This window comes from uncultured Microbacterium sp. (assembly GCF_964244775.1).
Classification (GTDB): domain Bacteria; phylum Actinomycetota; class Actinomycetes; order Actinomycetales; family Microbacteriaceae; genus Microbacterium.
Genome location: NZ_CAXTJR010000012.1, coordinates 38,906 through 62,441 on the forward strand (window position 1 = coordinate 38,906; position 23,536 = coordinate 62,441).

The 23,536-nt window shown below is 69.2% G+C and carries 15 protein-coding genes; 9 read left to right on the forward strand and 6 right to left on the reverse strand.

Annotated features, from left to right (window positions below):
* The first annotated feature begins 31 nt into the window (after window positions 1-31).
* Genes ACFE6Z_RS14980 through mnhG form a run of 6 tightly spaced genes read left to right on the forward strand, consistent with a single transcriptional unit; the run spans window position 32 to window position 6,296 of the window.
* Complete coding sequence (locus ACFE6Z_RS14980) at window positions 32-2,977, forward strand: Na+/H+ antiporter subunit A (RefSeq protein ID WP_375386499.1); 2,946 nt, start codon at window positions 32-34, stop codon at window positions 2,975-2,977.
* On the forward strand, window positions 2,977-3,543 hold the full coding sequence (locus tag ACFE6Z_RS14985) for a Na(+)/H(+) antiporter subunit C (protein ID WP_375386500.1): 567 nt from the start codon (window positions 2,977-2,979) through the stop codon (window positions 3,541-3,543). Before ACFE6Z_RS14980 ends, ACFE6Z_RS14985 begins: the two co-directional genes overlap by 1 nt.
* A complete protein-coding gene (locus ACFE6Z_RS14990; RefSeq protein WP_375386501.1) occupies window positions 3,540-5,099 on the forward strand; it encodes a Na+/H+ antiporter subunit D in 1,560 nt (519 codons plus the stop codon). The genes ACFE6Z_RS14985 and ACFE6Z_RS14990 overlap by 4 nt, the downstream gene beginning before the upstream one ends.
* The gene (locus tag ACFE6Z_RS14995; protein ID WP_375386502.1) at window positions 5,096-5,677 is read left to right on the forward strand and encodes a Na+/H+ antiporter subunit E; all 582 of its coding nucleotides are present in this window, start codon (window positions 5,096-5,098) and stop codon (window positions 5,675-5,677) included. Before ACFE6Z_RS14990 ends, ACFE6Z_RS14995 begins: the two co-directional genes overlap by 4 nt.
* Entirely contained in the window at window positions 5,674-5,943 is a 270-nt protein-coding gene (locus tag ACFE6Z_RS15000; RefSeq protein ID WP_375386503.1) for a monovalent cation/H+ antiporter complex subunit F, read from the forward strand. The genes ACFE6Z_RS14995 and ACFE6Z_RS15000 overlap by 4 nt, the downstream gene beginning before the upstream one ends.
* On the forward strand, window positions 5,940-6,296 hold the full coding sequence (gene mnhG, locus ACFE6Z_RS15005) for a monovalent cation/H(+) antiporter subunit G (RefSeq protein ID WP_375386504.1): 357 nt from the start codon (window positions 5,940-5,942) through the stop codon (window positions 6,294-6,296). The genes ACFE6Z_RS15000 and mnhG overlap by 4 nt, the downstream gene beginning before the upstream one ends.
* A gap of 78 nt (window positions 6,297-6,374) precedes the next feature.
* Here the strand turns inward: mnhG and ACFE6Z_RS15010 are convergent, their stop codons facing one another.
* The 5 genes from ACFE6Z_RS15010 to argG form a co-directional block, all read right to left on the reverse strand.
* The gene (locus ACFE6Z_RS15010) at window positions 6,375-7,157 is read right to left on the reverse strand and encodes a phospholipase (protein ID WP_375386505.1); all 783 of its coding nucleotides are present in this window, start codon (window positions 7,155-7,157) and stop codon (window positions 6,375-6,377) included.
* Between the two features lie 286 nt (window positions 7,158-7,443).
* Complete coding sequence (locus ACFE6Z_RS15015; protein WP_375386506.1) at window positions 7,444-9,339, reverse strand: YhgE/Pip family protein; 1,896 nt, start codon at window positions 9,337-9,339, stop codon at window positions 7,444-7,446.
* Window positions 9,336-10,259, reverse strand: coding sequence for a hypothetical protein (locus ACFE6Z_RS15020; RefSeq protein WP_375386507.1), 924 nt, complete (start codon window positions 10,257-10,259; stop codon window positions 9,336-9,338). The genes ACFE6Z_RS15015 and ACFE6Z_RS15020 overlap by 4 nt, the downstream gene beginning before the upstream one ends.
* Window positions 10,256-10,885, reverse strand: a complete 630-nt coding sequence (locus tag ACFE6Z_RS15025; RefSeq protein ID WP_375386508.1) for a TetR/AcrR family transcriptional regulator — start codon at window positions 10,883-10,885, stop codon at window positions 10,256-10,258. Before ACFE6Z_RS15025 ends, ACFE6Z_RS15020 begins: the two co-directional genes overlap by 4 nt.
* Before the next feature lie 401 nt (window positions 10,886-11,286).
* Window positions 11,287-12,729 (reverse strand): argininosuccinate synthase, encoded by a 1,443-nt coding sequence (gene argG / locus ACFE6Z_RS15030; RefSeq protein WP_375386509.1) that lies wholly within the window; start codon window positions 12,727-12,729, stop codon window positions 11,287-11,289.
* 234 nt (window positions 12,730-12,963) lie between these two features.
* Between argG and ACFE6Z_RS15035 the strand changes: the two genes are divergently transcribed.
* Window positions 12,964-19,992, forward strand: a complete 7,029-nt coding sequence (locus ACFE6Z_RS15035) for a DUF5979 domain-containing protein (RefSeq protein WP_375386510.1) — start codon at window positions 12,964-12,966, stop codon at window positions 19,990-19,992.
* Window positions 19,993-20,130: 138 nt separating this feature from the next.
* Here the strand turns inward: ACFE6Z_RS15035 and ACFE6Z_RS15040 are convergent, their stop codons facing one another.
* Window positions 20,131-20,844 (reverse strand): Pr6Pr family membrane protein, encoded by a 714-nt coding sequence (locus tag ACFE6Z_RS15040; protein WP_375386511.1) that lies wholly within the window; start codon window positions 20,842-20,844, stop codon window positions 20,131-20,133.
* A gap of 107 nt (window positions 20,845-20,951) precedes the next feature.
* Between ACFE6Z_RS15040 and ACFE6Z_RS15045 the strand changes: the two genes are divergently transcribed.
* Together ACFE6Z_RS15045 and ACFE6Z_RS15050 are read left to right on the forward strand one after the other, a co-directional pair.
* A complete protein-coding gene (locus ACFE6Z_RS15045; RefSeq protein WP_375386512.1) occupies window positions 20,952-22,238 on the forward strand; it encodes an adenylosuccinate synthase in 1,287 nt (428 codons plus the stop codon).
* Window positions 22,238-23,494: a lactonase family protein gene (locus ACFE6Z_RS15050; protein ID WP_375386513.1), complete on the forward strand. Its 1,257-nt coding sequence runs from the start codon at window positions 22,238-22,240 to the stop codon at window positions 23,492-23,494. The genes ACFE6Z_RS15045 and ACFE6Z_RS15050 overlap by 1 nt, the downstream gene beginning before the upstream one ends.
* The last annotated feature ends 42 nt before the right edge of the window (window positions 23,495-23,536 follow it).

Sequence of the window (23,536 nt, forward strand, 5' to 3'; positions counted from 1 at the left end):
CTGCGGCGGACGACCCTGAGGAGGCCCTCTTTTGCTGGCCATCCTCGGCGCGTTCGCGCTCGTCCCGCTCATCCTTCCGTGGCTCGTCGGACGCATCGGCGCGCGGGCCTTCTTCATCGCGGCGCTCCTGCCCATCGCGGCTTTCGTGCAGGCCGCCATGATGACCTCGGCGGTCCAGCGCGGGAACACCCCGTTCGAGGTGTTCGACTGGATCCCGAGCCTCGGCATCCAGCTCTCCATGCGGATGGACACCCTCGCGTGGGTGATGACGCTCATCGTCACCGGGGTCGGCGCGCTCGTGATGATCTACTGCCGCTGGTACTTCCGCGACAAGACCGAGGGCGTCGGACAGTTCTCTGCGGTGCTGCTGGCCTTCGCCGGCGCGATGTACGGGCTCGTCCTCAGCGACGACATCGTCGTGCTGGTGATGTTCTGGGAGATCACGAGCGTGCTCTCCTACCTCCTCATCGGTTTCTACCACCGTCGTGGCACGAGCCGCCGCGCTGCGCTGCAGGCGCTCCTGGTCACCACCCTCGGCGGGCTCGTCATGCTGATCGGCGTCGTGCTGCTCGTCGTCGACACCGGCACGTCGAGCCTCTCGGGCATCCTCGCCATGGCCCCGACCGGCGCGACGGTCGACACCGCGCTCGTGCTCCTGCTCGTGGGCGCGCTCAGCAAGTCGGCGATCTTCCCGTTCCACTTCTGGCTCCCCGGGGCGATGGCCGCCCCGACCCCGGTCAGCGCATACCTGCATGCCGCGGCCATGGTTAAGGCGGGTATCTATCTGATCGCCCGTCTTGCTCCGGTATTCGCGATCGCCGCGCCCTGGCGGCCGATCGTGATCTGTCTCGGCGTGTTCACGATGCTCCTCGGCGGCTTCCAGGCGCTGCGGGAATCCGACCTCAAACGCATCCTCGCGTTCGGAACCGTGAGCCAGCTCGGCTTCCTCACCGTCGTGCTCGGGTTCGGCACGCAGGCGGCGGCCCTTGCCGGGCTCGCACTGCTGCTCGGCCACGCGCTGTTCAAGTCGGCGCTGTTCCTCGTCGTGGGCGTGATCGACCGGCAGCTCTCCACGCGCGACATCTCTGAGCTGAGCGGGGTGGGCCGGCAGGCTCCGGTGATGGCGGTGATCTCGTTCATCGCGGTCGGCTCGATGATGGGCATCATCCCGACGATCGGCTTCGTCGCGAAGGAGTCAGCCCTCACCGCGCTCATCGACGAGGCGATCGGCGGCTCGGTGTGGGGGGTCGTCGCGCTGATCGGGGTGTCACTGGGCTCAGTGCTGACGGCGGCCTACGGCATCCGATTCCTCTGGGGTGCGTTCTGGACCAAGAAGACACCCACCGGCGAGGCGGCACCCCGTACCGAGTGGCCCGACCCTCCGTTCGGGTTCCTCGGCGCACCTGCCGTGCTTGCCGCGCTCACGCTGGCCGCGGGCATCGGCGCTTCGCTCCTGGATGCGGTCCTCCAGCCGTATGCCGCCACGGCCCCCGCATCCACCCCCGGCGTGCCGGCGCCGGAGTATCCCGCGCACCTGCAGCTGTGGCACGGGGTCGAGCCCGCGCTCTGGATCTCGATCGGATCGATCGCCCTCGGCGCGGTCGTGTTCCTGCTCACCCGGACCGGCGCGGTGCGTACGCGCCTTCTGCCCTTCACTGCCAATGACGCCTACAACGGGGCGCTGCGCGGGATCGCGAGGCTCTCGGTGCTGACCACGAGCTTCACCCAGAGCGGATCGCTGCCCGTCTACGTCGGCACGATCTTCGTCGTGTTCGTGGCGGCGGAGGGCACCGCGCTGCTGGCCGGCTCGGACTGGCGCGCCCAACTCGAACTCTCCCAGACCCCGATGCAGCTGGTCGTCGCCCCGATCATGATCATCGCCGGGCTGGTCGCCGTTCGCGCGCGCAAGCGCTACACCGGTGTCGTGCTGGTCTCGGTCACAGGCCTCGGCATGGTGCTGCTCTTCGCGACGAGCGGCGCCCCCGACCTCGCCCTCACCCAGATCCTGGTCGAGACCGTCACGCTCGTCGCGTTCGCCCTGGTGCTCCGGCGCATCCCGTCGCGGTTGGGCGACCACAATGCCTCGGTCTGGCCGGTCGCCCGTGCGGTGCTCGCCGTGGCGGTCGGAGCGACCATGGGGGCGATCGCCATCGTGGCGACGGCCGCACGAACCGCCACGCCGATCTCGGAGACGTTCCCGCAGCTGGCCTACGAGCTCGGACACGGCAAGAACGTCGTCAACGTCGCGCTCGTCGACCTCCGCGGGTGGGACACGATGGGCGAGCTGTCGGTGCTCGTCCTCGCGGCGACGGGGGTGGCATCCCTCGTCTTCGTCACGCACCGCGCCGATACGCTCTCGAACCTCACCGCCCCGATCCCGCAGGCGGGCGCCCGTGATCGGCGCGTGCTCGTCGAGACCGACGACGGCGTGCGTCCGCGCACCGCGGGCGCCCGCAACCAGCGTCAGGCATGGCTGGTCGGCGGTCAGCGCGTGCGGCCCGAGAACCGCGCGATCATCCTCGAGGTGGTCGTGCGCATCCTGTTCCACTCGATCATCATCGTGTCGCTGTACCTGCTGTTCGCGGGCCACAACCTGCCCGGCGGCGGCTTCGCCGGCGGACTGGTCGCGGGCATGGCGCTCGTCATGCGTTACGTCGCGGGCGGTCGCTACGAGCTCGGCGCGGCGGCGCCCACCGGTGCGGGGCGCCTCCTCGGCGTCGGGATGACACTCGCCGTCGCCTGCGCCGTGGTGCCGCTGTTGTTCGGCGCCGCGCCGCTGACGAGCATGGTCTTCGAGTGGGAGGCGCCGATCCTCGGCCACATCGAATTCGTCACCTCGACGATCTTCGACATCGGCGTCTATCTCGTCGTCATCGGGTTGGTGCTCGATGTGCTGCGCAGCCTCGGCGCTGAGGTCGATCGGCAGGCGCAGGAGCTGCGGGATGCTGCGGCCCGGCCGGGCGGGGTGAGCGCCTGATGGATGTCTCGCTGATCCTCATCATCGTGATGGCGGTGCTGTTCGCGTGCGGCGTCTACGCGATGCTCGAGCGCAGCCTCACGCGCGTGCTCATCGGATTCCTTCTGCTGGGCAACGCGACCAACCTGCTGCTGCTGATCGTGATGGGACAGCCCGGCATCGCGCCGTTCTTCGGCTCGGCATCGCCGGAAGAGATGTCGGACCCGCTGCCGCAGGCGCTCACCCTCACGGCCATCGTGATCACGTTCGCCGTCTCGGCGTTCCTCCTCGCACTGATCTACCGCTCCTGGCAGCTGGGCCAGGCCGACACCGTCGAGGACGACGCCGACGATGTGGCGGTCCGCGAGCGCGGTACCGAAGACGAAGACACGATGGACGACGAGCTCGAGGACGAGTCGGATGACGCGGCCACCGACTTCGTCGGGGTCGAGACATCGCCCATCACGATCCTCGGCGGCCGCGACTTCACCGCGCTCCGTGACGACGCGCCGACGGACAAGCCCACCAGGCCCACCTCTGGCGGCGACGGACCGCGCGCCGGCTCAGACGGGGGAGGCGGATCGTGAACGCCGCGTCGCTCGTCCCGCTGCTCGTCGCCCTCCCGCTCGTCGGGGCGGCGATCGCCCTGATCGCCGGACGCCACCGCAAGACCCAGGTGGTCGTGTCGACCATCACCCTCACCCTGGTGCTGGTGATCGCCGCGATCCTGCTCGTCGTCGTCGATGTGGGCGATCAGCCGCTCGCCGTGTCGGTCGGCGGCTGGCCGATCCCGTTCGGGATCGTGCTGTACGTCGACAGACTCGCGGCCCTACTCGTCGTGGTCTCGAGCGTCGTGCTGCTGGCGGTGCTGCTCTTCTCCGTCGGTCAAGGAGCCGCGGACGGCGACGACGACACGCCCGTCTCGATCTTCCACCCGTCGTACCTGATCCTCGCCGCGGGCATCTTCAACGCGTTCATCGCGGGCGACCTGTTCAACCTCTACGTCGGCTTCGAGATCCTCCTGGTCGCCTCCTACGTGCTCATCACGCTGGGCAGCACCGAATCGCGCATCCGCACCGGCGTCGTCTACATCGTCGTCTCGCTCGTCTCGTCGATCCTGTTCCTCGCGGCGATCGCGATGATCTACGGCGCGCTCGGCACGGTCAACATGGTGCAGATCGCCGAGCGAATGGTCGATCTTCCGCAGCAGACCCAGCTCGTGCTGCACCTCATGCTGCTGCTGGCCTTCGCGATCAAGGCCGCCGTGTTCCCGCTGTCGTTCTGGCTGCCCGACTCGTACCCGACCGCGCCCGCGCCGGTCACGGCCGTCTTCGCGGGCCTGCTGACCAAGGTCGGCGTGTACGCGATGATCCGCACCGAGACCGAGCTGTTCCGCGACAGCGACGTGAACACGCTGCTGCTCGTGGTCGCGCTCGCGACGATGATCGTGGGCGTCCTCGGCGCGGTCGCGCAGGCCGAGCTCAAGCGCATCCTGTCGTTCACGCTCGTCAGCCACATCGGCTACATGGTGTTCGGACTCGCGATAGCCACGCCTGCGGCGATCGGCGCGACCATCTACTACATGGTCCATCACATCGTGGTGCAGACCACTCTGTTCCTGGCCGTGGGACTGGTCGAGCGACGTGCGGGCAGCACATCGATCCTCAAGGTGAAGGGGCTGATGCGCGCGGCGCCGGTGATCGCCGTGCTCTACTTCATCCCGGCCATCAACCTCGGCGGCCTGCCGCCGTTCTCGGGCTTCATCGGCAAGTTCGCCCTGTTCGACGCCGCCGCGCAGATCGGCACGCCGATCATGATGGTGATGATCGTGGGCGGAATCGTGACGTCGCTGCTGACCCTCTACGCGCTGATGCGCGCGTGGAACCTCTCGTTCTGGCGCGAGGAGGACGACTCGGCCGAGACCGAGGCGCGCATCTCGTACCTCGGCGCCTCGCCGACCGGGGTCGACACCGAGCGCCGCGTGATCCCGAAGATCATGACTGCGACGACAGCGGGGATGGTCGTGATCACCGTCGCGCTCACCGTCTTCGCCGGTCCGCTCTACGAGGTGTGCACGAGGATCGGGGCCTCGCTCCTCGAGCCGGTGAGCCTCGTCCAGCTCCAGGATGAGGCCGACCGATGAGCGCGCAGCCGGCACGCCGCCAGCCGTCGCCTTTTCCGCAGCTGTGGCGTCAGCTCCCGTTCTTCGTCTGGCTGGTCGCCCTGTGGATGCTGCTCTGGGGCCAGTTCACCGTGCTGGCCTTCGTCACCGGCCTGATCGCCGCGGTCTTCGTCACACGCGTCTTCCGCCTGCCACCGGTCGAGCTCTCCGGCCGGGTCAACCTCTGGTGGGGACTGGTCTTCGTGGTCGAGTTCATCGGCTCACTCGTCGCCGGATCGCTGACGGTCGCCTGGCAGGTGCTGGATTTCCGCCGCCAGCCGGGCGCGGCGATCATCGCGGTGCAGCTGTCGACCGATGACGACCTGATCATGACGCACACGGCGGTGACGGCCTCCCTCATTCCCGGGTCGCTGCTCGTCGAGGCCGACCGTGACCGCCGCATCCTCTACCTGCACGTCATCGGGGTGCGATCCGTCGCCGATCTCGAGCGTCAGCGCCGCAGTGTGCGGCTCTGGGAGCGCCGCATCGTGATGGCCGTGGGCTCGCCCGCCCAGCTCGAGAAGGTGCGAGCGGATGCTGTCGCCGGAGGTGAGTCATGAACCCGCTGCTGATCGTGACCTACGTCGTCTTCTCGATCGCGGCCCTGCTGACGCTGGTGCGCATCGTGCGCGGACCGTCGATCCTCGACCGGGCCGTGGCATCCGATGTTCTGCTCACGCTGGTGATGTGCGTGCTGGGGGCGGAGATGGCGATCAATCACCACACGCGCACGCTCCCGGTGCTCCTCGTGATCGCGGCGGTCGGGGTGTTCGGCTCGATCTCGATCGCCCGGTTCGTGGCGAGAAGGGACAACATCGACAAATGAACGAGTTCCTGGATGCCGCGTCGCTGATCCTCATCCTGATCGGCGCCCTGCTGTGCCTGACCGCGGCGATCGGACTGCTGCGGTTCCGCGATGTGCCGAGCCGGCTGCACGCCGCGACCAAGCCTCAAGTGCTGGGCTTCATCCTGATCTGCCTCGCGATCGCGCTCTCGCTGCGATCGTGGCCCGTAGTCGCGTTCCTGATCCCGGTCGTGCTCATCCAGCTGGCGACCGCGCCGCTTGCGGCCTACATGGTCTCGCGCCAGGCGTATCGCAACGGCACGATCGACGAGAACGGGCTCGTGGTGGACGAGCTCGCCGAGTCGACCGATACGCCGCCCGCCGCGGGCGGGTGACCACCCGGTGCACGGCGGCTTCGATCTCGATACGGCGCTGGCGCGCCTACTCGATCACCGCAGCAGGCGACCGGCGGATCAGTACCAGTTGACCGACTGCGAGTGGCCCCACGCGGAGCACGGCGAACCGTAGCCGCGTGAGATGTAGTCGAGCCCCCACGCCACCTGGGTCGTCGCGTTGGTCTCCCAGTCCGAGCCGAACGAGGCCATCTTCGAACCGGGGAGGGCCTGCGGGATGCCGGTGGCCCCACCATCGCCGTTGTACGCCTGATAGTTCCAGCCCGACTCCTTCTGCCACAGCGAGTCGAGGCACGAGAACTCGCCGTCGCCCCAGCCGTACTGGCTCGCTGCCATGGCGCGCGCGGTCGCGCGGGCACCGTCGGGGGTGTTCGCCTGCGCGAGGGCGTCGGCCGCGGCCTGCGCGGCTGCGGCGGCGTCAGCGGCCGCCTTTGCGGCGGCCTGAGCGTCGTAGTCGGCGACGGCGGCCGTGATCTTCGTCGACGACTCCTGAACGAGGCGCGTCAACACCCGCACCGACCGCTCGGGGAGCGTCGACGAGTCATCGAGGGCCTCGATCTGCTGGGTGAGGGGGGCGGTGTCGACCTTGCCGGCCGCGGACTTCTGCACCGCGCGGGCGACGCTCACGTAGAACGCGGCGTCGTGGTCGACCGGACGCTCGGTCGCGGCAACCGGGGCCACCACGGTGGTGCGCGCCTGGGGCGGCGCCGTGGCCGCCATCGCACTCGTGGCGCCGACGGCCATGCCCGCGACCGCGAGGACGGCGACGGCGAGGCTGGCAGGAAGGATCGTGCGGCGCGCTCGGTGGACGGTGCGGATACGGGCGAAAGTGCGAAAGCGCACAGGGCTCCAATGGTCGTGCTTCCCTGCGATACCCCGTCATGGGGTGGGCGGACGCAAGGGGTGAGGCGCGACCAACGGCAGGCTGAACGGTTCACTCGCACGGTCCCGTCGGATGATCCGGGGGGGCATCTATCAACCGGGACGTGGGGCGAAGCATCCGTCACCGCATCCTTCGGGTGGATGCCGCGGCGAACTCGTACACGGTAGACGGCGTTTCTGGACGACTCCTCCAAGACCCCTAGCTGTTTCATGCACGTGAATCAGTCGGGGCCGTGGAACGCCCGACTCAGCCGATCAGGCTGGGCTGCAGGTCGCGGAGGGTCCGGCGGTGGGTCATGCGGGTCACGCCGATCGCCGCGAGGGCGAGCGCGCCGCCGAGCCAGCACAGGAGAACCAGGATGTCGCCGCTGACGCGCGCGACATCGCCGCCGTACATGAGCTGCCGCATGGCGTCGACCACGTAGCCCATCGGCAGGACATGGTGGAGGGCCGCCAGGGGTGCCGGCAGCGTCTGCCACGGGAACGTGCCACCGGCGGTCACGAGCTGCAACACCATGAGCACGAGGCCGAGGAACTGCCCCACCGACCCGAACCAGACGTTGAGCGCGAGGATGATCGCGGCGTACGTGAACGACGCGAGCACCATGATCCCGAGCGTTCCGAGCGGGTTCGCGAAGCCGAATCCGAGGGCTACGGCCAGGACGCCGAAGAGGGCAGCCATCTGCACCGCCCCGAGCACGGCAGGGGTGAGCCAGCCGGCGAGGGTCACGCGCAGCGGCGAGTGCAGCGCCGTGACGGCGCGGCGCGAGATCGGCTTGACGATGAGGAAGAGTGCGTAGATGCCGATCCAGCCCGCCAGTGCGGCGAAGAACGGTGCGAGGCCGGCGCCGTAGTTCGACGCTTTCGTCTCGGCGCTCGATTCGACGTCTACCGGCGCCGAGAGCGTCGCAGCCTGGAGCTGCCGCGTGGCTTCGTCGGTGTCGGGGAGTTGCTGCACGCCGTCCGCGAGGCCGGTCTGCAGCGTCTGGGCGCCGGTCTGCAGCGTGGCCAGCCCGCTGTCGAGCGCGGCAGCGCCGGTGCTCAGCTGTGCCGCACCCTGCGCGGCGGTCACAGCCCCCGTCGACAGTGCGGCTGCGCCGTCTGCGGCGGTGCGGGCGCCCGTGGCGAGTTGTGCGCTTCCGGATGCGACCTGGCCGGCCCCGTTGTCGAGCCGGTCGATGTCGGAGACGGCGGCCTGCACCCGCTGATCGACGTCGACGAGTTTCGAGCTGATCGGATCGAGCGCAGCGAGCACGTCGGCGATCTGCTCGGGTGTGAGTCCCGCGGCCTCGAGGCGCGTCTGGATGTCGGCGCGCGCCTGGGGGACCAGCGCTATGGCCTCGGTGGATGCGGCGCCCACCCGGTCGGCGACACCCGCCAGCTGTGCCGTGCCGGCCGACACCTGGGCGGCTCCGTCGCTGAGAGTCACCAGGTTGTCGGCGATCTGCGACGTGCCGTCGGCGAGCTGGGCTGCCCCGCTCTGGAGCGCGGCGGTGCCGTCGGCGAGCTGCGCCGACCCCGAGGCCAGCTGCGCGCTGCCGTCATGCGCTGTGCTCAGGCCGTCGACCAGTTGCTGCGCGCCGTCGGCGGCCTCCGCCAGATGGACGCGCACGGTGGCGAGAGCATCCAGCAGTGTCAATCCGCCCTCGCGCACGATCTTCTGCGCGACCGTGGTGCGGATCTTCTCCACCGCCTGGGTGCCGATCGTGGAGGCGAGGTAGTTGTTCGCGTCGTTGGTGCGCAGGACGATCCGCGCCGTGCGCGGATCGTTGGAGGTGATCGAGGCGATCGAGGCCGAGAAGTCGGCCGGGACCTCGACGGCGAAATCGAACTCGCCCGAGTCGATCCCCGCGGTTGCAGTGGCATCGTCGACGACATGCCACTGGAAGTTCGCGCCCGCGACGAGTTCGTCGGCGACTTCGTCGCCCACGTTGCGGTCGGTGCCGTTGATCGTGGCGCCCTCGTCGTCGATCACAAGGGCGACCGGGATGTCGACGAGCTTCGCATACGGGTCTTGGTTCGCCCAGAGGTAGAGCCCGCCGTACAGCACGGGCACCGCGATCAGCGCGATGAGGGCGATGACCGCCATCCGCGTCGACGTCAGCCGCCGGAATTCGGCCGCGATCATCTGTGGCACCTTCACGAGGGCTGTCCTTCTTGTTCTGCGGCTGCTGGGTCTTCTGGGTCTGCCGGGTATTCCGGGTCTTCCCGCTCTTGTGCGGGGGGCTCGTCGGGTTCGTTCGTCGGAGGATCGTCGGAACGTCGGAGGATCTCGCCGGAATCCTCCGACGGAGGCGCGATTCTCCGACTTTCGGATGCTGTCGGCTCGGGCTCAGCGGCGGGCTCCGTCTCCGGGGCTTCCCCCTCGGGCTCATCCCGGAGCTGAGGAGGATCGGTCGTGAGGAGGATGCTCGTGGTCGCCGCATCCTCCTCTCGACCGATCGTCCGCATCTCGACGTCGGGCTCGGCCGGCGCGCTCGCCGCCAAGACCGACTCGGACGCGCGCCCCGCGATGACGAGCACGGCGAGGCCGCGGCCGGCGAACTCCTCGCAGATCTCCCACCACACGGTGGGCTCGCCGCCGTGCCGGTCGGGCGAGGTGAGCACGAGCCCGGCGACCCCGGGGCGCTGGGCGGCGAGCTCGCACAGGATGCGGATGCGTTCCGCCGGCGCGACATTGCCGATCGGCGTCGATGCGATCGAGCCGAGGCCGTGCCCGTCGAGCCACCGGCGCGCGGCGATGGGGTGCGAGGCGAGCCCGGCGAACATGAGTTCTTCGGCCACGACGCCCGCGACCGAGACGTTCGGCTCGGGCTCAGATACGTCGAGTGCATCGACCAGGGCGACCGCGCGGCGGAGGGCTCCGGCATCCGCTCGCCCGTCGATCCGGACGCTGCCGCTGTCGGGGCGCATGCGGCCGGCGGCGATGAGGCCCAGTACGGTCGGACGCTGCTCGGTCTCGGCGCAGACCAGTACGGCACGGCCGGTTTCGTAGATTAGCGACGTCTCGGGGAGCACGCGCTCGTCGCGTCCTTTCGATACGGAGTCGAGCTCGACCCTCACGAGCGTGCTCCGAGCAGATCGGGATGCTGTGCGATCAGGGCGACCGACTCGCGCCACGACAACCCTGCGATGCTCATCACGGCTTTGACGGCGAGGGCCCGCGCCGCGGGCGACGTGCCGTCGACACGGCTGATCACGCCGCGCGCGGCTTCTTCGATGAGGCGGGCGAGCGTAGGCGCCGCGATGTCGGTGCGGAGGGCGTCGCGGCTCTGCCCGTCGCGCACGATCTCGACGAGCCGACGCCGGAGGGGCGCGAGCGCGGCGGCCGTGTCGTCGATGTGGGCATCGTCGAGTGCGATCGCCGCCGCCACCTGCACGTGAGCCGCGTCCTGCCAGAGCAGCGAAGCCAGCCGGGCGAGCGCGAGTCGGGGATCGTCGTCGGTGATGCCCCGGGCGATGTCGTTGAAGCGCTGCGCGCCCGAGTTCACGAGCTCGCGGATCAGCGCGTCGCGGTCTTCGAAGTGGCCGTACAGCGCGCGGCGCGAAAGGCCCGCGTCCACCGCGATGGCCCCGAGGGACGCGGCCGGGTCGTGCGCGAGCGCACGACGGGCGGCGGCGAGGATCGTCTGCCGGTTCTGCAGCGCGTCGCGCCGTTGCGGGCGCTCGGGAATGGCTTCTGTCGTCACGCTTCGACTGTAGCTAACGTGCACACTGATGTGCAACTTATTCCTCATGCGGAGGTCGAGTAGGCGCGCCAGCCGCGCCCCCCACGCGGAGGTCGAGTAGGCGCGCAGCGCCGCCCCCACGCGGAGGTCGAGTAGGCGCGCAGCGCCGTATCGAGACCGCTCGACGTACTACGCACGTCCGAGGGATCTCGATACGCTCGCTGGCGCTCGCTACTCGATCACCGCGTAGGGGAGGGCGATCTCGATACGCTCGCTGGCGCTCGCTACTCGATCACCGCAGCACACAGCGCGCAGCGGGGTGTCGCGTCGGTGCGACAGGCATCGGGTCTGGCGGGAGCGCCGACCGAAGGCCGCCGCGGGGGACTGTCGCGCCGACGGGACACCCCGCGGAGCGCGGGAGCTCAGTCGGTGCCGAAGTCGAATGCGGAACCCTCGGACGCCACGTCCACAGCATCCGCGAGCGCTTCGCGATCCGCGTCGAACGGCACCGCGTGCTCGGTGATCTCGTCGGCTTCGCCCGCGGTGACGCTGCCCACGAGCTCGGCGGTCGCTCCGCCGATGAGGCCCAGCGCGGCGTACTGCTCGAGGCGCGCGCGCGAGTCGGCGATGTCGAGGTTGCGCATCGTGAGCTGGCCGATCCGGTCGACGGGGCCGAAGGCGGCATCGCCCACGCGCTCCATCGAGAGCTTCTCGGGCGCGTACGACAGGGTGGGGCCGGTCGTGTCGAGGATCGTGTAGTCCTCGCCGCGGCGCAGGCGCACCGTGACCGAGCCGCTCACGGTCGAGCCGACCCACTTCTGGATCGACTCGCGCAGCATGAGCGACTGCGGCTCGAGCCAACGGCCCTCGTACATCAGGCGGCCGAGGCGGCGACCCTGCTCGTGATAGGTCGCGAGGGTGTCTTCGTTCAGGATGCCGTTGACCAGGCGCTCGTACGCGATGAACAGCAGCGCCATGCCCGGCGCCTCGTAGATTCCACGGCTCTTGGCCTCGATGATGCGATTCTCGATCTGATCGCTCATGCCCAGGCCATGGCGGCCGCCGATGCGGTTGGCCTCGAGCACGAGCGCGACCGGGTCGGTGTACTCGATGCCGTTGAGCGCGACGGGGCGACCCCGGTCGAAGGTGACGGTGACGTCTTCGGGGTCGATCTGCACCGCACCATCCCAGAATCGAACGCCCATGATGGGCTCGACCGTCTCGAGCGAGACGTCGAGGTGCTCGAGGGTCTTCGCCTCGTGCGTCGCGCCCCAGATGTTCGCGTCGGTCGAGTACGCCTTCTCGGCCGAGTCGCGGTAGGGGAAGCCGTGGGCGACGAGCCACTCGCTCATCTCCTGGCGTCCGCCCAACTCGGTGACGAACTCGGCGTCGAGCCATGGCTTGTAGATGCGGAGGGCCGGGTTGGCGAGCAGCCCGTAGCGGTAGAATCGCTCGATGTCGTTGCCCTTGTAGGTCGAGCCGTCGCCCCAGATGTCGACGCCGTCTTCTTTCATGGCGCGCACGAGCAGGGTGCCGGTGACGGCGCGCCCGAGCGGCGTCGTGTTGAAGTAGGTGCGCCCGCCCGAGCGGATGTGGAACGCGCCGCATGCCAGGGCGACGAAACCCTCCTCGACCAGCGCGGTCTTGGCGTCGACGATGCGAGCGATCTCGGCGCCGTACTCGAGCGCACGGACGGGGATCGCGTCGATGTCGTCTTCGTCGGGCTGCCCGAGGTCACCGGTGTAGGTGCAGGGGATGGCGCCCTTGTCACGCATCCAGGCGACGGCCACCGAGGTGTCGAGGCCCCCGGAGAAAGCGATGCCGACGCGCTCGCCGATGGGCAGGGACTGGAGAACCTTCGACATGCCTCGAGTCTAGTGAGCGCTGTTCGGGCACTTCCCTCGGTGCGGCGGGCGGAAAGAGTGCTTCGCACGCGGACGCGAGAATTCTCGGCCGGACATTCACGATTCACTTTCGTGTACATCCGTAACACTGGTGCGCCGGGCGACAGCCTGGTTAGGCTGGCACGGACACGCGGAGCGTCGCGCTCTTTGTAGTGGCCAGACCGATCCGGGGGGACAACCGTGCGCAGTGGCCTGATGAGGCGAGTAGTCGCGACGGTGGCAGTGATCGCGACGGCTTTGACGCTCTCCGCGCCGACCGCGGCCAACGCGCTCGTCGACCCGGCGCCCACTGCGGTCACCGCGGTCGCGACCCTGACGAAGACGGCCTCGGCGACCCGGGTCTCACCGGGCGAGACGTTCACCTACACCCTCACGATGGGCTGCTCGTCGATCACCGACACCGGGTGCAGGGACGCTGTTCTCTCGGACGTGGTGCCGGCGCCGTTCGAGGTCGTGAGTGCGGTCGTCGGCGGCGGGGCGAACACCGCCTCTGCGCCGATCGTGAACGGCAACGCGGTGACCGTCAACTGGACTACGCCACTGGGCGACGGCACGGTGGGCATCGTGGATGCTACGACCGGCGTGGTCGAGATCACCGCGCGGCTTCCGATGGGCACGTCGTATGACCTCAGCGGGGTCGAAGTGCTCAACGCCGCGGCGCTCGAGGGCACCAACTTCACCGACGTCCAGGATCAAGTGGGGGTGACCCCCGTCATCACTCTGGATCTGGCGACGACAGCGACCAAGACCTTCTCGCCGACCACGGCGGTCGCCACGCCGGCAACCCCCGTGACGGCGCAGCTGGGCGGATCCAACGGCTCGAATGCGACGGTCGACACACTCACCGTGCAAGACCCGGCTGATCCGGATGCTGCGGCCAACCCCTTCGGCGACCTCGGGTTCACCGGCTTCGGTGCCGTTACGGCCCCGACGGGTGCAACGAGCACCGACTACCAGGTGTACGTCGGCACCGCGTGGGTTCCCGCTCCCGATGGCACCTTGCCATCGGGAGTCTCGCCGGAAGACGTCCGCGGTGCCCGGGTGATCTTCAGCGGGGCGATCCCGGCAGCGGCGACGGGCGGGTTCGCGCTCGACCTGCAGGTCACCCCGCTCGCAGCATCCCGACCCGACGGCGCGGTCGTCGCAAACACGGTGCGGTCCGTGGTCGGGTTGGGAGACCAGACCACATCGGCCGACGCCGAAGCCGACTTCACGCTGCGTCAGAACGCCGTGGCCGTCACGGCGAGCAAGTCGTTCGCGCCCGCGCTCGTGATCGCCGGCCAGACCAGCATCGCGACCCTCGGAGCGACGAACAGCTCGACCATCCCGATCGACTCGCTGACGATCACCGAACCTTCGTCGGGCTCGTTTCCGGCGGCCTACGCCTTCGACGGATTCACGACAGGCGTGACGTATCCGGCGGGCGTGACCGGCGCGCGCGTGATCTACCACTTCGCGGATGGCACCGAGGAGGTACCGTTCGGGAACGGGGCGACGCCGATCGATCCGGCTACGCACCCGATCGACGCGGTCACCTCGTTCGAGGTCGTCTTCACGGGCACGGCGATCGAGCCGGGAGCCACGACCTCCGTGTCGTTCCGGGTGGCGACCGATCCCGAGCTGACCTCGTTGCCATCGACCGTGACGAACGAGGTCGGGGTCACCGGCACCCATCAGGGTGCGACGGGCAGCGCGAGCGCGTCGGACGATCTCTATGTCTACGACGAGGTCATCGAGACCGACATCGGCAAGTCGATCCGCCCGAGCAAGATCGTCGCCGCGCCGGGCGAGCCGGTGACGATCTCGCTCACGGGTGGAACGACCGAGCGACCCGACCCGCCGACGCGATCCACCGGCACGACCGGTTACGCGCAGCAGATCGTCATTCAGGACCCGCAAGACCCGCCCGCATCCGACCCGTGGTGGAACGCCTTCGACCTGACCGCGGTCACCCAGACCCCGGTGCCGGCCGCTTCCACCCTCACGATCGAGTACCTAGACACCACCGACGGCGTCTGGAAGGCGCTCGCCGGTCCGGTTGCCGGGCCGACCATCTTCTCCGCCGCAGTGCCCGCGAACATCTCCAGCGTCGCCGGCGGGGTGCGCTTCGTCTACGACCACACCGGCGCCGGTCGCGGCTTCGCCCCCGGAACGGATCTCGCACCCAACTTCACGAGCTCGCTCCGCTCCGACGGGCGGTACACGCCAGGACCGCCGTTCACCGGCGAGGTATCCACCTTCGTCCCGAACTGCGCACAGTCTGGCGCGACGAGCGCGACGCCCGGTGTCGCGCCGGCATCGTCCGTCATGCCGATCGCCGAATGCCCGTCCGTCGAGATAGACCCGGTCGATCCAGGCACGGCCGACCTCATCGACAAGACCTTCGGCACTTCGAGCTCGGGCGGTGTCAAGTCGGTGATCGCCCGATCCGGCGATACCATCCCGTCGGTGCTCGGCTGGTCGACGGGTGGCTTCTCGAACCTCGGTAGCGTGCAGCTGACCGACACCGCCGACCCGGCGGGTACCCCGCTTGCGCAGAGCGTGTTCAACGCGTTCGATCTGCGGCGTGTCGAACCGATCGCCCCGGCGACCGATCCTTTCATCGTCTACGACCAGGTGCAGCAGGTGCTCCTCTACAACGGTAGGGAGTGGGTGGATGCGGTGAACGATCCGTGCCCCGAGGCGTGCATCGGTCAGTTCCCGGGCGTGACCCTGACGGGGGGCGAAACTGCGTCCACGACGGGAGTGCGACTCGTCGTGGTCGAGAGTCCTGACCGGGCCGCGGCATCCGTCGGCCACATCGACGCACCACCGGTCGGCTCGGGCGTCGCCCGCTCGTTCGGCAATTCGCGCCCCGTCACCCTCACCTGGCAGGTGCGCGACGCGCGACGCTCCGATGGCACGCCGGTGCTGGGCGACGAGCTGTACAACCAGCCGGACGACGGCGTCGTGCGCAACACCGTGAACGCCACCGGCTTCCCCTCCGACGCCTCGGCCCCGCTGTCGTCGAACGACCAGGACGACGTCGTGATCATCGACGTGCCGATCACGACCACGACCGACAAGACGTGGGAGGGCGGCCCGATGGCCGTTCCACCCGACCCGACCATCGGCGCGACGCAGTTTCCGGTGAGTCGGTTCACCGTGACGACCCGCAACACCACACCCGCACGCGTCGACCAGCTGCAGATCACAGACCCCGGGCCAGGGTCGGTGCTGGGTCGCCAGACCGATGCCTTCGGGGCTTTCAGTTTCGTGAGCTTCTCTTCGATCTCAGTGCCCACAGGAACCTCGACCACGACGGTGCGGCTGTTCTGCCCCGACGGCACGTTCGCCGACTACTCGCGCAACGCCGCCCTGGCGCTGACTGCGCAGACGGTGCCGTGCGACATCACCGGATATCAGGTCACCTTCGCCGGCCGCATCGGCGCCGGAGCGGCCGGCTCGGTCGCCACCACTGTGCGGCTGCGTGATTATTTCCGCGGGAGCGGCGACCGCGTGTCGCCGGCCGAGAGCCCGATCAGCAACACGGCCCAAGGCATCGTGGCCGACGTCGATCCGATTGGCCCGTGCCCGCCGGCCGGCGAGGTGCGATACGCGTGCGACGACGCCACCGCGAACATAGTCCTGGAATCCCCCACCTTCGGGGTCATCTCGTCGAAGTCGATCGCTCCCGCGCAGCAGAAGGAGAACGACTTCGCTCCCGTGACCGTCACGCTCACCGGTCAGCCGACGGGTTCGGCCCGCACCGTGACGATGACGCTCGCCGACAACGACCCGAGCTTCTGGAATGCCGTCGATTTCGTCGGCATGAGCCCGGGGTGGCGACTTCCGGCGCCGCTCGGGCTCGTCGAGGCGTGCTACACGACGGGTGGCGTCTTCACGCCGCAGGCCGTCGCCGACGACACCGTCGGCGGTACCCAGACCTGCAGCGGGCTCGTTCCGCTCGCGACGGCGAAGGCCTTCCTCACCGCCGCACCGCGCGATCTGCACGGCGTGTCGTTCCGGTTCGCTCAGGCCAATCAGTTGGGCTGGACCTTCCCGACGAACCCCGTCGTCACCGTCCCGTTCCAGGTCATGCGCCGCGTCGACCTGCGCTCGGGCGGGCCCGTGCCGACGACGCGATCCGATCAGGTGCCCGCCCCTGGGGAGAGCCAGGCCGGCGTCTTCACCGACACCATCACCGCCGATTCCCGCTCGATCGATCTGTCGCCTGGAGAGTTCCTCACGGCGAACAGCTCGGCCGAGGCGCAGTACCGCAACCTGCACCTGCAGGCGACCATCTCGGTGACGAAATCGCCGAACGGCGACGTGCAGCCGGGCGTCGCCATCCCCTTCACCCTCTCGTTCACCAACAGCGGCGAGAGCCCACTCACCGATCCGGTGTTCTCAGACGAGCTTCCGACGGATACCAAGGGTGCGCAGCTGATCTTCGACCCCGACCGCGATCCCAGCGTCTCGCCGTACACCTTCGCGCTCGCCGGCCCCACGCCCAATCCGCCGAACGGCGGAACTCTGCCCGTCGATGAGTCGCAGATCCAGATCGACGAGACGACGACGAGGATCGTCTTCCGGATGCCGCCCGGCTCGGTGCTCGAACCGGGCCAGACCTACACGATCACCATCCAGCTGATGCTGCGCCCCGGCCTCACACCGGCCGACTCGGCACGCAACTGGGCCTCCGTCGAAGCGAACGAACCTTTCGACGGGTGCGTTCCGACGTACGACGCCGCAACCGGACTGTGCCGCGACGACGCCATCGTCCGGCCGCTGTCGGTTCCTGCAGTGCGGACCATCAAGTACGTCAAAGCAGACGCACCGGTCAATGAACCGGGCGTGCCCGAGGTGCTGAGCGTCGCGAACGACTACTCATGCGAGGGAACGGCGACCCCCGGCGGCTTCTATCGCGCGCCGTGCGTGCCGGTCTCTCGCCCCGGCGGCACCGAGACCTGGCGCTTTACGGTGACCAACGCGGGCACGCTTCCGCTCGATCAGGTCGTGGCGATCGACAACCTGCCCACCCCAGGCGATCGGGGCCTCATCGCAGTGCTCCCCCGCGGAAGCATATGGCAGCCCACGTTCGTCGGGAACGTCCGACTGCTGACCGACTCGACGTCGCCGAGCACGCCCGTGCTGACGACGTTCTACTCGACCTCATCGGTGCCCTGCACCGCCGACCTGAACCCGTTGGGCACGCAGTGCGCGCCCGAGGCCTGGCTGCCTCTGGGCGATGGCGTGGATCCGGCGATCGTCCGCAGTGTCAAGTTCGTGATCGGTTTCCCGACCGATAACCTGCAGCCCGGTGAGTCGATCGATATACAGTTCCAGACGAGCACGACTCCCGACGAACTCACCGCGACCGACTACCCGATCGCGTACAACACCGTCTCGACCGGCGGTTCGGCGCTGAGCTCCCGGCGAGTCGCCGTGCCGGCGACCGAGGGTCGCCGGGTCGGCGTCGCCTACCCGACGGGTCCGATCTCGATCGAGAAGATCGTGTCGGGTGACGCCCGGGAGCTAGCGCCCGCGCGGTTCCCGGTGCAGCTCGAATGCGCGCTCGGCGGCGTTCCGATCTCGGGCACGCCGTCCCTCGTGCTCGTGCGCGACGATCCGCCGCAGACCGTGCGCGGGCTTCCGCTCGGGGCAGAGTGCACCGCGGTCGAGGGGCAGTACGGCCAGACCCGCACACTCCCCGGGAGGGCCACGGTGGGTGGCCCCGACGATCCCCTCGGGCGCGTGTCGGTCGAGAACGTCTACGACGTCGCCGACTTCACGATCCGCAAGGTAGTGGATGCCGCGGGCTCGGATGCGCGCGGAAACCCGATCTCTTACGGCCCGTTCTCGTTCAGCGTGTCCTGCACGTTCCTGGGGCTGCCTGTCTTCGCCGACGGCTACGGCCCCGATCAGCCGATGCGGCAATCGATCGGAACCGACGAGACCTGGGCGCTGGCGGGGCTACCGGTCGGTGCGGAATGCACCATCGTCGAAGACGACCCGCTCGGTGCGAGCGGCACCTCGTTCGTGGTGACCCAGGGAGGCGACGACCAACCACCGGTCGATGGTGACTCGTTCGACGTCACAGTGGCCGAAGGCGAGCCTGTCGGCGTGATCGCGACCAACACTTTCGGCGCGGGGTCGCTCGCACTCGAGAAGGTCATCGCCGGGCCCGGTGCGGCCGATTTCGGTAGAGGACCGTTCGTGCTCGCCGTCAACTGCGTGCTCGACACCGGCAGCGGTCCGGCGTCGGTGTGGCTGGGCTCGGTGTCGCTAGGCGGTGACCGGCCCCTGTCGGCGACGATCGACGGCATCGCCGCCGGGGCGACATGCTCGGTCACCGAGCCAGGTCCGGCAGGTACGACGGTGACCATCGAACCTGACGAAGTCGTGGTGGCCGACGGCGAGACCGTCGGTGTCACCGTGACGAACTACTACGACGCCGGAGCGCTGACGGTGCGCAAGACGATCGACGGGCCGGGCGCCGAGCGTTACGGCACCGGACCGTTCGAGGTCACCCTCACGTGCCTCGATCGCTTCGAGCGGCCGGTCGAGATCCCCGGCGGCGCCACGCGCGTCCTCGATGACGCCAACGAATACACCGCGACCTACGACCCGCTGCTGGTGGGGCTCACGTGCACCGTCGACGAGACCGACACCGGCGGCGCCACCACGGTGCAGATCCTCGACGTCGAGGGCCGCCCCCTCCCACCAGTGACCATCACTGCCGACACGACCGAGGTCGGCATCGTCAACACGTTCGAGGTCGGGTCGGTCACGATCGCCAAGACGGTGTCAGGTGACGCGGCATCCGAGCACTCCGATGATGTGTTCCCGATCGCTGTGGCGTGCGCATGGCGCGGCGAGCCCGTCGACGTTCCGGGCGGGGCCGCCCGCACCGTCGCCGTCGGCGGGTCGGTCACGATCGGCGACCTGCCCGTCGGAGCCGAATGCACGGTGAAGGAGACGGATGCGGGGGGCGCAGCATCCGTCACCTACACGCCCGCCGACCCCGCCGACCCGACCAGAGCGCTCGTGGTGGTCGGGCAGGGAGCGCCGGCCTCGATCGGGATCGACAACCGGTTCGATCCGCCACCGACGGTCACCGCACCGCTGCCTGCTACCGGCGTCGACGGCCGGGCGCTCCTGATCGCGGGCGGAGTCGCCGGCATCCTGATCCTCGCCGGAGTGATCGTGATGATCGTGGTGCGCCGGCGGCGCCGGAGCTGAGCGTCCCGCAATGCACCCTCGGTCGTCGCAATGCACCCTCGCCGAGGGTGCATTGCGGGAGCTGAGGGTGCATTGCGGGAGGCGGATCGGGCCGCCGAACGGCCGGGCGTCGTGGCCCGGGTCTTCCTCCTCGGGTGCCTAGCTCGCCGCCGTGGCGCGGCGGCCGGCGCGCCGGCCCCACCACACCACGAACGACCCGACCGCGATGATCGCGACCGCGATGACGACGATGTAGATCGCTACTCCGCCGAAGCCGTTGTCGAAGTTGTGGGGGTTCAGGAACGGGTAGGGGTACCACCACTGCTCGCCCGTCGCGGGGTTGGTGACGAGCGGACCGCGGATGATCGTGTAGATGACCCAGACGATCGGGAAGGCCGCGATGATCCACACCGTGTTCCACGCGAGTGCCCGGCGCCGGGGTGCGAGGAAGACATCCAGCAGCAGGAACAGCGGCCCCACGAGGTGCAGCACTTCGTTCGACCACGGGATCGGCTCTGTGCCGGGGTAGAGCTGGACCCCTCGCAGCAGCAGGTTGTAGACGATCCCGGTGATGATCATGTACGTCGACACCGATGCCAGGGCGACCGCGAGACCGCGCGGCTCGACCGCCTCGCGGCGACCAGCGGTCAGGTGCCAGCCGACCAGGAGCAGCAGGACGACGACGGTGATTGCGTTCGACAGAATCGTGAAGAAGCTGAAGAAGTTCGCGACCACGGTCGCGATGTTCTGACCGTTCTCGGCCGAGCGCGTCACCGAGGCGATCAGCTGAGCGATGATGGCGGCGGCGATCGCCGCAGCCATCACGAGTCGGAGGATGGTCCAGGTCGTTGCCCATGCAGGGGTACGCAGCATGCGATCACCCTAGCGGGGGCATCCCCGGGAGGGAGCGAGCCCGGCCGATAGGATGGGGTGTAACCGTGCTCTCCGTGAGGAGTGCCCGACAGCGGGGGAGTGGACCCATGCCAGGCATCGTGATCGTCGGCGTCCAGTGGGGTGACGAGGGCAAGGGCAAGGCAACCGACCTGCTCGGCGAACGCACCGACTGGGTCGTCAAGTTCAACGGCGGCAACAACGCCGGTCACACGGTCGTGATCGGCGATGAGAAGTACGCGCTGCATCTGCTGCCGTCCGGGATCCTGTCGCCCGGCGTCATTCCGGTCATCGGCAACGGCGTCGTCGTCGACCTCGAAGTGCTCTTTGGCGAGCTCGAGGCGCTCAACGCCCGCGGCATCGACACGTCGCGACTGAAGATCAGCGCGAACGCCCACATCATCACGCAGTACCACCGCACTCTCGACAAGGTGACGGAGCGGTTCCTCGGCAAGCGGATGATCGGGACGACGGGTCGCGGCATCGGTCCGGCGTATGCCGACAAGATCAACCGCGTCGGCATCCGCATGCAGGATCTGTTCGACGAGAACATCCTGCGCCAGAAGGTCGAGGGAGCCCTCGATCAGAAGAATCACCTGCTCATCAAGGTCTTCAACCGCCGCGCGATCACGGTCGATGAGGTCGTCGAAGACCTGCTGGCCTACGCTCCGCGGCTGAGCTCGATCGTGTGCGACACGTCGCTCCTGCTGAACAACGCGCTCGACCGCGGCGACGTGGTCGTCTTCGAGGGCGGCCAGGCCACCATGCTCGACATCGATCACGGCACGTATCCGTTCGTCACGTCGTCGTCGGCGACCGCGGGTGGAGCAGCCACCGGGTCAGGTGTCGGGCCGAATCGGCTCGACCGCATCGTGGGCATCGTCAAGGCGTACACGACCCGCGTCGGCTCCGGCCCCTTCCCCACCGAGCTGTTCGACGAGCAGGGCGAATGGCTGCGCTCGCGCGGCTTCGAGTTCGGTACCACGACCGGCCGGCCCCGCCGCGTCGGCTGGTACGACGCGCCGATCACGCGCTACGCGACCCGCGTCAACGGCATCACCGACCTCGTCCTCACCAAACTCGACATCCTCACCGGGCTCGATGAGATCCCGGTCTGCGTCGCCTACGACGTCGACGGCGAGCGGTTCGACGAAGTGCCGGTCAACCAGTCGGACTTCCACCACGCGACACCGATCCTGGAGTACCTCCCCGGCTGGAAGCATGATATTTCGGGGGCGCGCACCTTCGACGACCTCCCCCTCGAAGCGCAGGACTATGTACTCGCGCTCGAAGAGATGAGCGGCACCCGCATCTCGGTGATCGGCGTCGGCGCGGCGCGCGACGCCGTGATCGTGCGTCACGACCTCGTCGACTGATGCGCCTCTGGCTGGGCGGCTACACGGCCGACAGCGACGGCCGTGCGAGCGGCATCGGCGCGATGCTCGCGGGTCTGCCCGACGCCGGATCTGCGGCCGGCGCCCTGTCGTTCACCGGAACTGCCGCGACTGCGGACTCGCCGTCGTGGCTGGCGCAGCATCCCTCCCTCGACGTGGTCTACGCGACGCTGGAGGCCGCGCAGACAGTCGCCGCGTTCGTGCGGACCGGCGAGAGCACCTTCGTGCCGCTCGGTGCGCCGATCGAAGCGGGCGCCGCCGTCTGCCACATCGCCGTGGCCCCCGACGGCCGCTCGCTCGTCGCGAGCTGCTGGGGCGACGGGCGCGTCGTGCGGATGGCTCTGGATGCTGCGGGCCGGCCCTCATCGCCCGCACTGGGTGCGGCGGCGATCGACCCGTTCGCCGGGCCGGTCGATCCGTTCGCGAGCGTCGCGGGTGACCCCGCACTCGACCGGGACAGTGCCATGGAGAGCGAGCTCGCGGCTGCTGCCCGGTCGCTGCGCGCCGCGGCCGGCGACGAATTCGCCCACCTCGTGCCCGGGTACGACGAGGTTGCCGACGCGCAGGCCGAGGCCGCTGTGCTCTTCGGCGGCGGCGGCGGCGGCGTCTTGGGGGGCGAGGTCGAGGCGATCGCCGAGCGCGTCTCGCGCGCGCATTCGGCTGTCTTCCTCGGCGACGGGCGGATCGCGACGACCGATCTCGGGTTCGATCTGGTGCGGATCTGGCGACCGACGCCGGCCGGCCTGCGCCTCGACCACGAGGTCGTGCTGCCCCTCGGCACCGGCCCTCGCCACATGGTGCTGCACCCCAGCGGTCACCTGCACGTCGTGACCGAGTACTCGTGCGAAGTGTTCACGTTGGCCGCAGGGCGTGACGGGCGCTGGAGCCTGCTCGGCGGGGTCGCTGCCAGCCCGTTTGCAGCCGCCGACGACACGGCGGCCGAGCTGGCCAGATCACGCGACGGCGAATACCTCTACGCGGGTCTTCGTGGCACCAACACGATCGCCACATTCCGGGTGCGCGGTTCGGGGGAGCGGGTCGAGCCCGTCGGGCTGGCCGATTCGGGAGTCGACTGGCCCCGTCACCATCTCGTCGTGCGCGACACGCTGCTCGTGGCGGGCCAGCGCTCGGACGATGTCGTCTCCCTCACACTGGATGCTCGAAACGGCGTCCCCGGTGCGGTCCGCCATCGCGGTGAGGCGCCGTCGCCGACCTGTCTGCTGCCGGCCCGGGCGTAGCCGCTCGCGCGGACGGGTCTCGATACGGCTCGTTCCTCGCCT